This window comes from Hydrogenophaga sp. (genome assembly GCF_031426985.1).
Taxonomy (GTDB): domain Bacteria; phylum Pseudomonadota; class Gammaproteobacteria; order Burkholderiales; family Burkholderiaceae_C; genus Hydrogenophaga.
The window spans coordinates 1-12,540 of record NZ_JASJOY010000186.1; the positions used below are offsets into that span (position 1 = coordinate 1).

13 protein-coding genes and 2 pseudogenes are annotated in these 12,540 nt (G+C 70.9%); 10 read left to right on the top strand and 5 right to left on the bottom strand.

Features of this window, described 5'->3' with window-relative positions:
• Both RMP09_RS19525 and senB read right to left on the bottom strand, forming a co-directional pair.
• Positions 1-225: pseudogene (locus tag RMP09_RS19525) on the bottom strand (selenide, water dikinase SelD); the annotation flags it as partial.
• 23 nt (positions 226-248) lie between these two features.
• Positions 249-1,247, bottom strand: coding sequence for a selenoneine biosynthesis selenosugar synthase SenB (senB, locus tag RMP09_RS19530; protein ID WP_409559761.1), 999 nt, complete (start codon positions 1,245-1,247; stop codon positions 249-251).
• On the opposite strand from senB, the gene senA reads away from it, so the two are divergent.
• Positions 1,231-2,481 (top strand): selenoneine synthase SenA, encoded by a 1,251-nt coding sequence (gene senA / locus RMP09_RS19535; RefSeq protein WP_310567633.1) that lies wholly within the window; start codon positions 1,231-1,233, stop codon positions 2,479-2,481. The genes senB and senA overlap by 17 nt on opposite strands.
• Before the next feature lie 19 nt (positions 2,482-2,500).
• Here senA and RMP09_RS19540 read toward each other — a convergent pair whose 3' ends face one another.
• A complete protein-coding gene (locus RMP09_RS19540) occupies positions 2,501-3,163 on the bottom strand; it encodes a metalloregulator ArsR/SmtB family transcription factor (RefSeq protein WP_310567634.1) in 663 nt (220 codons plus the stop codon).
• A 61-nt stretch (positions 3,164-3,224) separates the two neighbouring features.
• Here RMP09_RS19540 and RMP09_RS19545 point away from each other — a divergent pair, with 61 nt between their 5' ends.
• Positions 3,225-4,082, top strand: a complete 858-nt coding sequence (locus RMP09_RS19545) for an energy transducer TonB (RefSeq protein ID WP_310567635.1) — start codon at positions 3,225-3,227, stop codon at positions 4,080-4,082.
• A 21-nt stretch (positions 4,083-4,103) separates the two neighbouring features.
• Here the strand turns inward: RMP09_RS19545 and egtD are convergent, their stop codons facing one another.
• A complete protein-coding gene (gene egtD, locus RMP09_RS19550; RefSeq protein WP_310567636.1) occupies positions 4,104-5,108 on the bottom strand; it encodes an L-histidine N(alpha)-methyltransferase in 1,005 nt (334 codons plus the stop codon).
• A 122-nt stretch (positions 5,109-5,230) separates the two neighbouring features.
• Here egtD and RMP09_RS19555 point away from each other — a divergent pair, with 122 nt between their 5' ends.
• The 6 genes from RMP09_RS19555 (at position 5,231) to RMP09_RS19580 (ending at position 9,855) form a co-directional block, all read left to right on the top strand.
• Positions 5,231-6,103 (top strand): putative selenate ABC transporter substrate-binding protein, encoded by an 873-nt coding sequence (locus RMP09_RS19555; protein ID WP_310567637.1) that lies wholly within the window; start codon positions 5,231-5,233, stop codon positions 6,101-6,103.
• Positions 6,104-6,120: 17 nt separating this feature from the next.
• Entirely contained in the window at positions 6,121-6,951 is an 831-nt protein-coding gene (locus RMP09_RS19560) for a phosphonate ABC transporter ATP-binding protein (RefSeq protein ID WP_310567638.1), read from the top strand.
• Positions 6,952-7,056: 105 nt separating this feature from the next.
• Positions 7,057-7,893 carry a PhnE/PtxC family ABC transporter permease gene (locus tag RMP09_RS19565; protein WP_310567640.1) on the top strand — a complete coding sequence of 279 codons (837 nt, stop codon included), beginning with the start codon at positions 7,057-7,059 and terminating at the stop codon, positions 7,891-7,893.
• A complete protein-coding gene (gene phnE, locus RMP09_RS19570) occupies positions 7,890-8,717 on the top strand; it encodes a phosphonate ABC transporter, permease protein PhnE (protein WP_310567641.1) in 828 nt (275 codons plus the stop codon). Before RMP09_RS19565 ends, phnE begins: the two co-directional genes overlap by 4 nt.
• Positions 8,718-8,883: 166 nt before the next feature.
• Positions 8,884-9,297 (top strand): PaaI family thioesterase, encoded by a 414-nt coding sequence (locus RMP09_RS19575; protein WP_310567642.1) that lies wholly within the window; start codon positions 8,884-8,886, stop codon positions 9,295-9,297.
• An 84-nt stretch (positions 9,298-9,381) separates the two neighbouring features.
• Complete coding sequence (locus RMP09_RS19580; RefSeq protein WP_310567643.1) at positions 9,382-9,855, top strand: hypothetical protein; 474 nt, start codon at positions 9,382-9,384, stop codon at positions 9,853-9,855.
• Between the two features lie 33 nt (positions 9,856-9,888).
• Here RMP09_RS19580 and RMP09_RS19585 read toward each other — a convergent pair whose 3' ends face one another.
• Positions 9,889-11,004: a PQQ-dependent sugar dehydrogenase gene (locus tag RMP09_RS19585; protein ID WP_409559762.1), complete on the bottom strand. Its 1,116-nt coding sequence runs from the start codon at positions 11,002-11,004 to the stop codon at positions 9,889-9,891.
• A 143-nt stretch (positions 11,005-11,147) separates the two neighbouring features.
• Here RMP09_RS19585 and RMP09_RS19590 point away from each other — a divergent pair, with 143 nt between their 5' ends.
• Positions 11,148-11,390, top strand: coding sequence for a hypothetical protein (locus tag RMP09_RS19590; protein WP_310567644.1), 243 nt, complete (start codon positions 11,148-11,150; stop codon positions 11,388-11,390).
• A 56-nt stretch (positions 11,391-11,446) separates the two neighbouring features.
• A pseudogene (locus RMP09_RS19595) lies at positions 11,447-12,378 on the top strand (virulence RhuM family protein).
• Positions 12,379-12,540 lie beyond the last annotated feature (162 nt).

Below are 12,540 nucleotides of genomic sequence, written 5' to 3' on the forward strand. Positions count from 1 at the left end.
GAAGTCGGTGGTGGCGATCAGCGCCTGCTCGTCGTTGAGCTGGTAGACGGCGGCGTCGTCCGCGGTCTCGATGCCGACCAGCAGCTCTTTCGGGATGGGCATGGCGCTGGTGCCCTTCAGGATCTCGCTGAGCACGCCGGGCGCGATCTTGCAGCCGCAGCCGCCGCCGTGCGAGAGGCTGGTCAGGCGGGGCTGGCTCGGGGTGGGCGTGGTGGGGGCGTTCATGGGGGGGTTCTCCGTGGGTCGTGTCACAGCAGGCCCTGCAGGGCCTGCCACAAGGCGGCGCGTTCGGCCGCGGGCTCGAACAGCGGTGCTCTGACCGTGCATTGTGCTTGCAGGGCCGCGAGCGGGCCGCCGTCGGGGTTTTGCTGGCCGGCGCGGCAGCGGCGCAGCAGGTCCACCAGCGCCGCGGCGTCGCCGGGTGGGTAGTAGCCGCCGTAGTCGGCGCCCAGCATGCCCACGTTGCCCGCAATGCGCGAGGCCAGCACCGGCGTGCCGCTGAGCGCGGCTTCCATGATGACGTGGGCGCCGCCTTCCATGCGGCTGGGGTGGATCAGCACATGCGCGCGCTGGATGCGGCTGCGCGTGGCGCCGTGCGGCAAGCCGCCCAGCCAGCGGTAGTGCGGGCAGGCCGCCTGTGTGGCGCGCGCAGCGTCGGCCAGCGCGGGGTCCAGGTCGCGGCCGATGTGGGTGATGGTGATGCCCTCGTGCGGGCCGATCAGGCGCACGGCCTCAAAGATGGTCTGCGGCCACTTCTCGTCCCGCAGGTGGCCGACGACGATGGCGCGCAGCTGCGCCACCGTCTTGGGCAGGGTCTGGCGCCGCGTGCTGGACTGCAGCACCACATGGCACTTGGCGCGCAGGGCTTCGGGCAGCGCCAGTGGCCCCTGGTCCTGCAGCACGATCAGGCGCGTGGCCTGCTGCAGCGACCGCTGCGCCAGCGCGTCGTGCGCAATGTCGCGGTACAGGTCGGTGCCCGTCAGCGCCACCACCAGCGGCCGCTGCGGGTGGGCCTGCGCCCAGGCGTCGATGCTGGCCGCCGAGCGGCGCGCGTGCAGCGCCAGCAGGATGTGGGTACCGCCGTCCGCCGTGGGGCCATCGGGCCACTGCGCGGCCAGGCGCACACCATAATGGCCCGCCAGCAGCCGCGCCCAGCGGCGCGCGGTCTGCCAGTTGCCGTTGTTGGCGTCCGCCAGGGCCGGCGTGACGATGCAAAGAGAGGGCTTTTCCATGGGTGTGAAGGTCACGGACATTGTCGAGCACAACACGGGAACAGCCGCCCGGCGCCTGGACAAGACCGCACTGGCGGCGGCGCTGCGCCAGAGCCGGGCCCGCACCCTGGCCCTGTCCGACACCTGTGCAGCGGCGCTCGGCCCGGCGCTGACCGTGCCCAGCGCCCCCGAACTGAACCCGCCGCTGTGGGAGCTGGGCCACATCGGCTGGTTCGCCGACTGGTGGATCGCCCGCCACCCGCAGCGCGCCCACGGCCTGGCCGCCGACCCCGACGCCCCGCGCCTGCCCGCGCGCCAGTCGGCCCGCGGGGTGGACGCCGACGCGCTCTACGACTCCAGCCGGGTGCCGCACGACACGCGCTGGCACCTGCCCCTGCCCGATGCGTCGGCCACGCGCGCCGACCTGGCCGCCAGCCTGGACCAGACGCTCGCGCTGCTGCAGGACGCGGCCGACGACGACACCGGCCTGTACCTGTTCCGCCTGGCGCTGCTGCACGAAGACATGCACGCCGAAGCCGCGGTCTACATGGCGCAGCGCCTGGGTTTCGACCCGTGCGACGCCATCACCGCCGCCGCGGCCACCGCCGCTGTGCACGCCCTGCCCACCGAACTGGCCGTGCCGGCCACGCGCCTCACGCTCGGCCACAGCGGCCCGGGTTTTGCCTTCGACAACGAGCTGGGCGCGCAGACGGTGGAGCTGCCGGCCTTCCGCATCGACGCGCAGGCGCTGAGCTGGGCGCAGTTCCTGCCCTTTGTGGAAAGCGGCAGCTACGCGCAACACCGCTTCTGGAGCGACGCCGGCTGGGCCTGGCGCCTGGCCCATGCCGCCCAGGCACCGCGCGATCTGCGCCAGCACCCGGACGGCCACTGGGAACAGCGGCGCTGGGGCCGGTGGCAGCCGCTGGACCTGCGCGCACCGGCCTGCCACCTGACGCATTTCGAGGCCCAGGCCTGGTGCGCCTGGGCCGGGCGGCGCCTGCCCACCGAGGCCGAATGGGTCGCCGCCAGCGCGCAGGCCGGCTTTGTCTGGGGCCAGGTCTGGGAATGGACGGCCAGCCCCTTCGCACCCTTCCCCGGTTTTGAACCGCACCCCTACCGCGACTATTCGCAGCCCTGGTTCGACGGCCGGCCGGTGCTCAAAGGCGCCAGCGCCGCCACCCACCCGCGCCTGCGCCACCCGCAGTACCGCAACTACTTCCCGCCCGAGCGCAACGACATCTTTGCGGGCCTGCGCAGCGTGGCGCTCTGAGCCGGCGCGACCCGGTCCGTCAGGCCGCCGCCACGGCCAAGCCGGCGGCCTGCCACTCGCTCACGCCGTCCAGGATCTTGCGGGCCTGGAAACCTTCGGCCTGCAGGATCGCCACCGCCTCATCCGACATCAGGCAGAACGGCCCGCGGCAGTAGGCGACGATCTCACGGTCGCGGGGCAGCGCGGCCAGGCGCTGGCGCAGTTCGTCCAGCGGCAGGCTGCGCGCGTGCGGCAGGTGGGCGCTGGCGTATTCGCTGGCCGGGCGCACGTCGATCACCACCACCTCGCCGCGCTGGGCCTGGGCCATCAGGGTCTTGCGGTCGCGCGGCGCCAGCTGGCCGGGCGACGCCACCAGCTGGGCAAAGGCGTTCTGGAATTCCAGCAGGTGGGTCTCGGCCACGGCGCGCAGCTGCACGCCCAGCACCGCCACGTCGGCCCCGGTGAGCCGGTAGACCATGAACTTGCCCTCGCGCCGCCCCACCACCAGCCGCGCCTCGCGCAGGGCCTTGAGGTGGGCGCTGGTCAGCCGCAGGTCGATGCCCAGCTGCCGCGCCAGCGCGTCCACCGTCTTCTCGCCCTGCGCCAGCAGCTCCAGCAGCTCCAGCCGCTTGGGGCTGGCCAGCGCCTGGCCGATGCGGGCCACCTGCTCGTACAACGTGGTTTTCAGGCTGCGTTCGTCCATGATTACAATCCAATGATTGTTGGATTGTAGCCACCCGACCATCGGACCACCTTCACTGCCCATGCATCCGTCGCCTGGGGTCACACACACCGCCTGGGGCATGCGCTGGGCGGTGGCCGGTTCGCTGGCGCTGCACCTGGTGGGCCTGGGGGTGTTGCCGAGCACGTTCACCGCGCGGCCGCCGACGGCGCCCGACCCGGCCATCGTCATGACCACGGTGGTGGTGGTGCCGCCGCCCCCCATTGCGCCACCGCCGCCACCCCCGGTGGCCCCGCCCCAGCACCCTGTGGCGCGCCAGGCCCCTGCGGCGGCGTCCGTGGCCGCTGCCCCGCAGCCGGTGAAAGCCTTCATGGACGCGCCCCCCGCCCCGTCGGCCCAGGAATGGGCCCAGGCGGGCGGCTACACCCTCAAGAACAGCAAACGCTACCGCCACAACTGGGGCCAGCACCTGCGCAGCCTCATGGGCACCGCCCACGAGGGGCCCGAACAGGGCGCGGTGCGCTTTCGCATCGAGATCGCACCCAGCGGCGCCCTGGCCCGGCTCGACACGCTCTGGAGCACCTCGCCCGCCGTCGAGCAGCGCGCCCGCGCCGCCGTGCGGCAGATGCCGCCCCTGCCGCCCACGCCCACCGGCCAGCCCCTGGTGTTCGAGAAAACCATCGTCTTCGACCCCTGGACCGCCGACGCGCCGCCGCTCTACAAGAACGACTGCGAGCCCGACCCGCCGGCCCACGGCAACCGCTTCGTGTGGGACGGCCGTTCGCCGCAGGTGGTGGCGCAGCAGGCGGTGGCCCAGCGGCTGGACCCGGCCGCCTACGCCGAATGCCTCAAACAGCTGCCGCCCGATTCCATCGAAGCCGAGGCCGCCAGCGACGAACGCCAGCAGAAGCAATGGGCCTCGCCCACGCTGGGGCGCTGAGTCCCGAGCCGGCCCTCTGGGTCAGACCGCGGGCGCCCAGAACACGCTGAACCAGCCGCGTTCGTCCGTCCAGTGCGTGGCGGGGCCAAAGCCGGCTTCGTGCAGCAGCGCCTCGAACGCCTCGGGCGTCCATTTGTAGGAGTTTTCGGTGTGCAGGCGCTCGCCATCGGCAAAACGGCGCTCGCCACCGGGCCAGCGCACGGCCTGTGCACCCTCGGCCTGCAGGTGCATTTCGATGCGCGATTCGGCGGTGTTGAAAAAGGCCACGTGGCGCCAGCGTGCGGGCGCGAAGTCGGTGCCCAGCAGGCGGTTGACGTGCAGCAGCAGGTTGCGGTTGAAGGCGGCCGTCACGCCCAGCGGGTCGTCGTAGGCGGGCTCCAGCACGGCCAGGTCTTTCACGCGGTCCACGCCGATGAGCAGGCCCCCACCGGGGCCCCCTTGCGCGCACACCGCCCGCACCTGGCGCAGCAGGGCCAGGGCCTCGGCGGGCGTGAAGTTGCCGATGCTCGACCCCGGGTAGAACACGCAGCGCGGCGCCGTGGCCAGGCCGTGCGCGGCCAGCCAGCCAGCGGCCTGCGCGGGCAGCGCCAGCGCGCTGGAAAAGTCCAGCCCCAGGCCCAGCATGGGCCGCTGCGGGTGGCGCTGCTGCAGCGGGCCCAGGGCGCCCCGCAGGTAGTCCACCGAAATGTCCACCGCCACGTAGCCGGCCGGTTGCAGCACGGGGAACAGGCCAGCGGCCTTGGCGCAGCTGCCCGCGCCCAGGTCGATCAGCACCGCACCGGGTGGCACCCGCTGCGCCAGGGCCGCGCCCTGGGCGCTGAAGATGGCGGCCTCGGTGCGCGTGGGGTAGTACTCGCTCAGTTCGGTGATGGCGTCGAACAGGCGAGAGCCCAGCGCGTCGTAGAAGTACTTGGGCGCGATGTGCGCGGCCGGGGCCCGCAGACCGGCGGCCAGTTCGGCGCGCAGGGCATGGGCATCGGTCTGGTGCAGCTGGACAAACTCGGGCGTGGAAGGCGTGGGGGACATGGGTTCTCCGGACGGCGCGGCCGCCCCACTGTAGCAACCGCGCCCCATGCCCACACGGCGCCGCTGGCGCGCGCGATCGGGTTTTAATACGCGCTCCCTATCCCTCTTGATCGGATACCCCCATGAACGCACAGAACATTTCCCGCACCAAACGCGCACTCTTGACCTGCGCCGTGCTCGCCACCACCGGCATCGCCTCGCTGGCCCAGGCCCAGCAGGTCTTTCGCGTCACCGCCATCCCCGACGAGTCGCCCACCGAGCTGGCGCGCAAGGCCGCGCCGCTGATGAAGTACCTCGAAGCCAAGCTGGGCATGCCGGTCGAGTTCACCCCGGTGACCGACTACGCCGCGTCGGTCGAAGCCCTGGTCAACAAAAAGGTGGACCTGGCCTGGTTCGGCGGCTTCACCTTCGTGCAGGCCCACGTGCGCTCGGGCGGCAAGATCGTCCCGCTGGTGCAGCGCGTGGAAGACGAACAGTTCAAGTCGGTCTTCATCACCAGCGACCCGGCCATCAAGGGCCTGGCCGACCTCAAGGGCAAGGACGTGAGCTTCGGGTCGCAGAGCAGCACCTCGGGCCATCTGATGCCGCGCAGCTACCTGCTGCAGCAGGGCATCAACCCCGAAAAGGATTTCAAACGTGTGGCCTTCAGCGGCGCGCACGACGCGACCATCGCCGCCGTGGCCTCGGGCAAGGTGCAGGGCGGCGCGCTCAACATCTCGGTCTGGGAAAAGTTCGTGGCCGACAAAAAGGTCGACCCCGCCAAGGTCCGTGTGATCTTCACCACCCCGCCCTACTACGACTACAACTGGTCGGTGCACGCCGACATGCCCGCCGCCACGCGCCAGAAGCTGGCCGACGCGCTGCTCTCGCTGTCCAAGGCCACGCCCGAGGGCAAAGAAATCCTCGAACTGCAGCGCGCCACGAAGTTCGTGCCCACCAAGGCCGAGAACTACAAAGGCATCGAAGCCGCCGCCCGCAGCGCCGAACTGCTGTGACCGCCCGGGGTTGATCCTTGAAGATCGAACTGAACGCCGCCAGTGCCCGCCACCCGGCGGCGCGGCCGGGCGCGGCCCCGGCCCTGAAGGCGCTGGACCTGCGGGTCGCGCCGGGTGAGCAGGTGGCCGTGATCGGCCCCAGCGGCGCCGGCAAGACCACGCTGCTGCAGTTGCTGGCCTGCGCCCTGCCGCCCGGCAGCGGCGTGCTGCAGGTCGACGGGCGTTCGCCCTGGCAGCTGCCGCGCGCCGAGCTGCAGCGCCTGCGCGGGCGCCTGTTTTTGGCGCCGCAGGTGCCGCCGCTGCCGCCGCGTCAGCGCGTGGTCACGGCGGTGCTGGCGGGTCGCCTGCCGGCCATGGGCACCTGGCAGAGCCTGCGTTCGCTGTTCTATCCGGTGGACATCCCGGCCGCGTTCGACGCGCTGGACCGCTTCGACCTGGCCGACAAGCTGTTCGAGCGGGTGGACCGCCTCTCGGGCGGCGAACGCCAGCGCGTGGGCCTGGCGCGCACGCTGCTGTCGCCGGCCACGCTCTGGCTGGTGGACGAACCGCTCTCGGCCCTGGACCCGACGCGCGCACGCCAGGCCATCGCCACCTTGCTGTCGGCCGCGCACGAGCGCAGCGCCACGCTGGTGACCACGCTGCACCAGGTGGAGGTGGCGCTGGAACATTTCCCGCGCATCGTGGGCCTGCGCGACGGCGCGCTGGCGTTCGACCTGCCCGCCGCCGAGGTGACGAACGAACGCCTGAACGCGCTGTACGCGCAGCACGAAGACGAGCTGACCGGCCCCGCCCCACAGGACGCCGCACCACCGTCTCAGCCGCAGCCGGTGGTGATGCATTGCAGATGAAGCAACACCCCCCGCGCCGCTTCGCGTCACCCCCCACCCGGGGGGCGCAGCCAGCCGCCCGGCGAAGCCGGTTCGGCGGCTGCTGCTGGACAAAGGCACCTCGCCGTGGCTGACCTGAGCCCGCGCACCGCCCCCACCCGCGACCCGGCCTGGTTGCCGCGCCTGTTCTGGAGCGGTGCGTTGCTGGTGCTGCTGTGGCCGCTGCTGGTGGCGACCGAATTCAAGCCCTGGCGGTTGCTGGAGGCCGAAAGCCTGCAGGTCAGCGGGCGCTTCGTCGCCAGCTTCTGGCCGCTGGCGCACAGCGCCGACTTCCTGCGCATGGTGGCGCAGGACACCTGGCGCACCGTGGCCATGGCCACCGCCGGTGTCACGCTGGCGCTGGGCATCGCGGTCCCGATGGCGCTGCTGGCCACCCGCGTGCTGTCCATTTCCGCGCTGTCGGGCCGCATGGCGCGCGGGCCGTTCTGGCTGCGCCAGGTGGTGCGTTGGGCGCTGATCGTGCTGCGCAGCATCCCCGAACTGGTGTGGGCGCTGGTCTTCGTGCGCGTGGTCGGCCTGGGGCCCACGGCCGGCGTGCTGGCCATCGCGCTCACCTACGGCGGCATGCTGGGCAAGGTGTACGCCGAGATCCTGGAGAGCGGCGAAACCCACGCCACCGAAGCCCTGCTGCGCAACGGCGCCGGGCGCATCCAGGCCTTCTTCTACGGCCTGCTGCCGGCCAGCGCGGCCGAGCTGACCAGCTACACCGTCTACCGCTGGGAGTGCGCGATCCGCTCGTCCGTGGTGCTGGGCTTTGTGGGCGCGGGCGGCCTGGGCCAGCAGATGGACAACGCAATGAAGATGTTCAACGGCGGCGAGGTGGCCACCATGCTGCTGGTGTTCATGGCGCTGGTGGCCCTCGCTGACCGCCTCAGCGCCTGGCTGCGAAAGGCACTCGGATGAACAAGCCCCGCGCCGCTAACCCGCCCTACAAACTGCCGCCGCCGCTGTTCGACGCGCGATGCAAGGCCTGCTGGTTCGTGGCGGGTCTGATCGCGCTGGTCGTCGCCAGTTTCTGGTCGCTCGATCTGCAGTGGGCGCAGTTCTTTTCGGCCGACGCGGCGGCCAGCATGGGCCGCTTCGTCGGTGAGTTTTTCCCGCCAGACACCTCGCCCGCCTTTCTCGCGAAAGTGGCGGCGGCCGCCTGGGAAACGCTGGCCATGTCGGCCCTGGGCACGCTGCTGGCCGCCATCGCCGCGCTGGCCCTGGCCCTGCCGGCCAGCCGCCTGCACGTGCACGACGCGGCCTGGGGCCGCGCGCCCACGCGCCTGCTGCTCAACGCGTTGCGCAGCATCCCCGAACTGGTCTGGGCCGCGCTGCTGCTGATCTCGGCCGGGCTGGGGCCGTTCGCCGGCACGCTGGCGCTGGCGCTGCACACGGCGGGCGTGCTGGGCCGGCTGTTCGCCGAAGCGATCGAGAACGCCCCGTCCGGCCCGGGCGACGCGTTGCGCGCGCAGGGCGTGGGCAGCGGCCGCGTGTTCCTCTACGCCACGCTGCCGCAGGTGCTGCCGCAGTTGCTGAGCTACGCGCTCTACCGCTGGGAAAACAACATCCGCGCCGCCGCCGTGCTGGGCGTGGTGGGCGCGGGCGGCCTGGGCCAGCTGCTGGCCTTCCACATGGGGCTGTTCCACATGCCCAAGACCGCCACTGTGCTGGGCGCGATGCTGCTGCTGGTGGCCTTCGTCGACGCCGCCAGCCTGGGCGCACGGCGCTGGATGACGCGCTGAGCGCGCCGGCGCGCGAACGGCCCGCGGGCCCCGCCTGTTGCAATGCCGCCGACCTCGGCCAGCAACCCTTCCCGGGCCAGTGCGACCTGGTGCAAACGGCTGCGGTTCTGGGTATCCTGCGGCTCGTTGGCTCTCATCAGGCCCGCGTCAAAACACCCCGTTTGCCATGTCCGCCGCCGCCGAACTCCAGCAGCTGCTCGACAGCCAGCCCCAGCCCGTGTGTGCCCGGCTCACGCCGTGCCGGGTGGAAGACGCCGACTTCGAGGCCGGGCGCGTCCGCCTGCGGTTTGCCCCCCAGCCCGCGTTCGCCAACCATTTCGGTCATGTGCAGGGCGGCTTCGCGGTCGCCATGGTCGACGTGCTGGTGTCCGTCGCCGCCTTTGCCAGGACGCGCGCCTGGCTGCCCACCGTGGAGATCAAGAGCAGCTTCGTCGCGCCCATGACGCTCGGCGAATGCGTCGGTGAAGCCGTGGTCGTCAAAGCCGGCCACCAGCTCGTGTTTCTGGAGGCCCGGCTGTGGGGCGCAGACGGCCGGCTCGCGGTCCATGCCACCGCCACGGCGCTGGTCCCGGCGCGGTAGGCCGGCCACAGCGCCCGCCAAGGGCAGCGGCGCCCCTCCTTTGGCACCATCGTCGGGCGCCGCAGACCGTTGCAGGAGCGATGCATGCATATCCACGGAAGTTGTCATTGCGGAAACATCCGTTTCCAGTTGCTCTGGCTACCCGAGCCTGCCGAGATTCCGGCCCGCGCCTGCACCTGCAGCTTCTGCCGCAAACACGGCGGGGTCTGGACGGCTTGCCCGGGCGGCGAGCTGGCCGTCTCGTTCCAGGACCCGGCCCACCACGCGCGCTACACCTTCGGCACGGGAACGGCGGACTTTCACGTCTGCACCCGGTGTGGCGCGGTGCCGGTGGTGACCAGCCAGATCGAGGGCCGCACCTATGCGGTCGTCAACGTCAACGCCTTCGACGGCATCGACCCCGCGCTGCTGAGGCCGTCGTCGGTGAGCTTCGACGGTGAAGACCCGGCGGCCCGCCTGGCGCGGCGCCAGCGCAACTGGATCGGCCGGGTGACGTTCACCGGCGGTGACGCCCAGGCCACCCCGGCGGCCCACGGGGCGTCCTCAGACGCCGGCTGAGGGCTTGGGCGCGCGCGGCCGAACCGGCGCCGTTCAACGCGGTCGCAGGCGCAACAACTGGCCGTCGCGGTCGTCGGTCAGCAGCCAGAGCGTGCCGTCCGGCGCCTCGGCCACGTCGCGCAGGCGCTCGCCGATGTCGGGCAACAGCCGCTCTTCGCGCACGACGCGCGTGCCGTCGAGCACCAGGCGCGCGAGGTAACGGAACTTGAGCGAGGCCACCAGCAGGCTTCCCTTGAAGCCGGGGCCGTAGCGGTCGGTGGTCACAAAGGCCATGCCCGACGGGGCGATGGACGGCGTCCAGTGGTGCAGGGGTTGCTCCATGCCGGCGCGGGCGGTGAGGCCTTCGCCGATGGCGCCGCCGCCGTAGTTTTCACCGTAGGTGATGACGGGCCAGCCGTGGTTCTGGCCGGCACCGGGGCGGTTGATCTCGTCGCCGCCCTGCGGGCCGTGTTCGCCGGTCCACAGCCGGCCGTCGGGGCCGATGGCGGCGCCCTGCACGTTGCGGTGGCCGTAACTCCATATCTCGGGCAGGGCGCCAGCCCGGTTCACAAAGGGGTTGTCGGGCGGCACCGTGCCGTCCTTGCGCACGCGCACCACCTTGCCGTGGTGGTTGTCCAGGGTCTGCGCGTCGGCCATGCGGTGGAAACGGTCGCCCAGCGTGAGGAAGAGCGTGCCGTCCGGCGCCTCGGCGATGCGGCAGCCGAAGTGCAGGCGGCTGACCACCTTGGGCCGCTGGCTGAAGATGAGCTTCACGTCTTCCAGCTTCGTGGCATCGGCCGACAGGCGCGCCCGCGCCAGCGCGGTGCTGTTGCCACCGGGGCCGGGCTCCGAAAAACACAGGAAGACCTGGCGGTTGCGCGCAAAGTCGCGGTCGGCCGCCACGTCGAGCAGGCCGCCCTGCTCCACCGCGTCCACCGCTGGCACACCGGCCACCGGCGCGCCCAGCCGGCCGTCGGGCTGCACCACGCGCAGGCGCCCGGGGCGTTCGGTCACCAGCAGGCGCCCACCGTCGATGAAGGCCATGCCCCAGGGGTTTTCCAGCCCGCGAACCACCAGCTCGGCGCGCAGGGGCGGCGGGGTCTGGGCGTTGGCGAAGGGAGTTGTCCCAAGCAAGGCCGACATCAGCATGAACACAGCGGGTTGTTGCATGAGGGACTCCAGTCAAGGCATTGGTGCCGCCCTATCGGCCTTGGCTCCCCACCACCGCGACCACCAGCCGTTGTCGACACCCCCCACCTAGAATCGTTCGGATACCGACCCAAACCGTTCGATTCCCGGGGAGCGTTCAGTCCATGGAAAACCAAGAAGCCCCCAAACAACCAGGCGATGTCATCTGGAACACCGCCAACCTGCTGCGAGGTCCCTACCGGCCGAATGCCTGGATCGACCACCAGAAAACCAAGGTCGGTGACGAAATCCCCTTCAACCGCCACGTCTACGAACACAAGCCCCCGCGCCCGCTGGCCACCATCGAGCACGACATTGCCGTCCTGGAACGCGACATCGTCGCCCTGCTCAAGGATGTCACGGCATGAGCGAGCTGATCATTTATCAGAGCGACGATGGCCAGGCCCGGGTGCAGTTCCGCCCCATGGACGGCAGCCTGTGGCTGACCCAGCTGCAGCTGGCCGAGCTGTACGGCGTGACCGTGGCGAACATCAACATCCACCTGCGCAAGATCGTGCGAGAGGGTGAACTGGCCGCCGATTCAGTTATTAAGCAAGACTTAATACCTGCCGCCGACGGCAAGCGCTACCCAACCAAGCTGTACCGGCTGGACATGGTGCTGGCCGTGGGCTACCGCGTGCGTTCGGTGCGCGGCACCCAGTTCCGCCAGTGGGCCACCGCCCACCTGACCGAATACCTGGTCAAAGGCTTCGTCATGGACGACGAACGCCTCAAGAACCCCGGCGGCTGGGACTATTTCGATGAGTTGCTGGCGCGCATCCGCGAGATCCGCGCGTCGGAAAAACGCTTCTACCAGAAGGTACGCGACCTCTTCGCCCTCAGCAGCGACTACCAGGCCAATCAACAGACCGCCCAGCTCTTTTTTGCCGAGGTGCAAAACAAGCTGCTCTACGCCGTGACCACACCGCGGCCGAACTCATCCGCGACCGTGCCGACGCCAGCGCGCCCAACATGGGCCTGACCACCTGGGAGGGCAGCCGCGTGCGCAAGGCCGATGTGATCGTGGCCAAGAACTACTTGAGCGCCGACGAGGTGGACACCCTCAACCGGCTGGTGGTCATCTTCCTGGAACAGGCCGAGCTGCGCGCCAAAGGCCGCCAACCCCTCACGCTGGACTACTGGCGCCAGAACGTGAACCGGCTGCTCGCCTTCAACGACAAACCCATCCTGCAAGGCAGCGGCAAGCTCAGCACCGAACGCGCCAAGCAGATCGCCCACGAGCGCTACGACAGCTTCGACGCACAACGCCGCCAGGCCGAGGCCCTGGCCGCCGATGCGGAAGACCTGAAGGCGCTGGAAGCAGTGGCCAAGAAGGGCAAGGGGATTGGCGCGTGAATTGCCCGGTGTCTCCCGACGACCGCTCTGTCTCCAACACCGCGCTCTCGCCATTGCCCGCCCGCCCACTGGCAGATCAAGCGCCTGCGCGTGACCACCACCGGCATTGAACAGGGCTGCACCTGATGAAGCGGGCGTACGACGCATTGAAGGAAAAGACGC

Coding starts and splice junctions, on each gene's coding strand:
- senA (WP_310567633.1), top strand. CDS start 1,231: ATGGGTGTGAAGGTCACGGACATTGTCGAGCACAACACGGGAACAGCC.
- RMP09_RS19540 (WP_310567634.1), bottom strand. CDS start 3,163: ATGGACGAACGCAGCCTGAAAACCACGTTGTACGAGCAGGTGGCCCGC.
- RMP09_RS19545 (WP_310567635.1), top strand. CDS start 3,225: ATGCATCCGTCGCCTGGGGTCACACACACCGCCTGGGGCATGCGCTGG.
- egtD (WP_310567636.1), bottom strand. CDS start 5,108: ATGTCCCCCACGCCTTCCACGCCCGAGTTTGTCCAGCTGCACCAGACC.
- RMP09_RS19555 (WP_310567637.1), top strand. CDS start 5,231: ATGAACGCACAGAACATTTCCCGCACCAAACGCGCACTCTTGACCTGC.
- phnE (WP_310567641.1), top strand. CDS start 7,890: ATGAACAAGCCCCGCGCCGCTAACCCGCCCTACAAACTGCCGCCGCCG.
- RMP09_RS19575 (WP_310567642.1), top strand. CDS start 8,884: ATGTCCGCCGCCGCCGAACTCCAGCAGCTGCTCGACAGCCAGCCCCAG.
- RMP09_RS19580 (WP_310567643.1), top strand. CDS start 9,382: ATGCATATCCACGGAAGTTGTCATTGCGGAAACATCCGTTTCCAGTTG.
- RMP09_RS19585 (WP_409559762.1), bottom strand. CDS start 11,004: ATGCAACAACCCGCTGTGTTCATGCTGATGTCGGCCTTGCTTGGGACA.
- RMP09_RS19590 (WP_310567644.1), top strand. CDS start 11,148: ATGGAAAACCAAGAAGCCCCCAAACAACCAGGCGATGTCATCTGGAAC.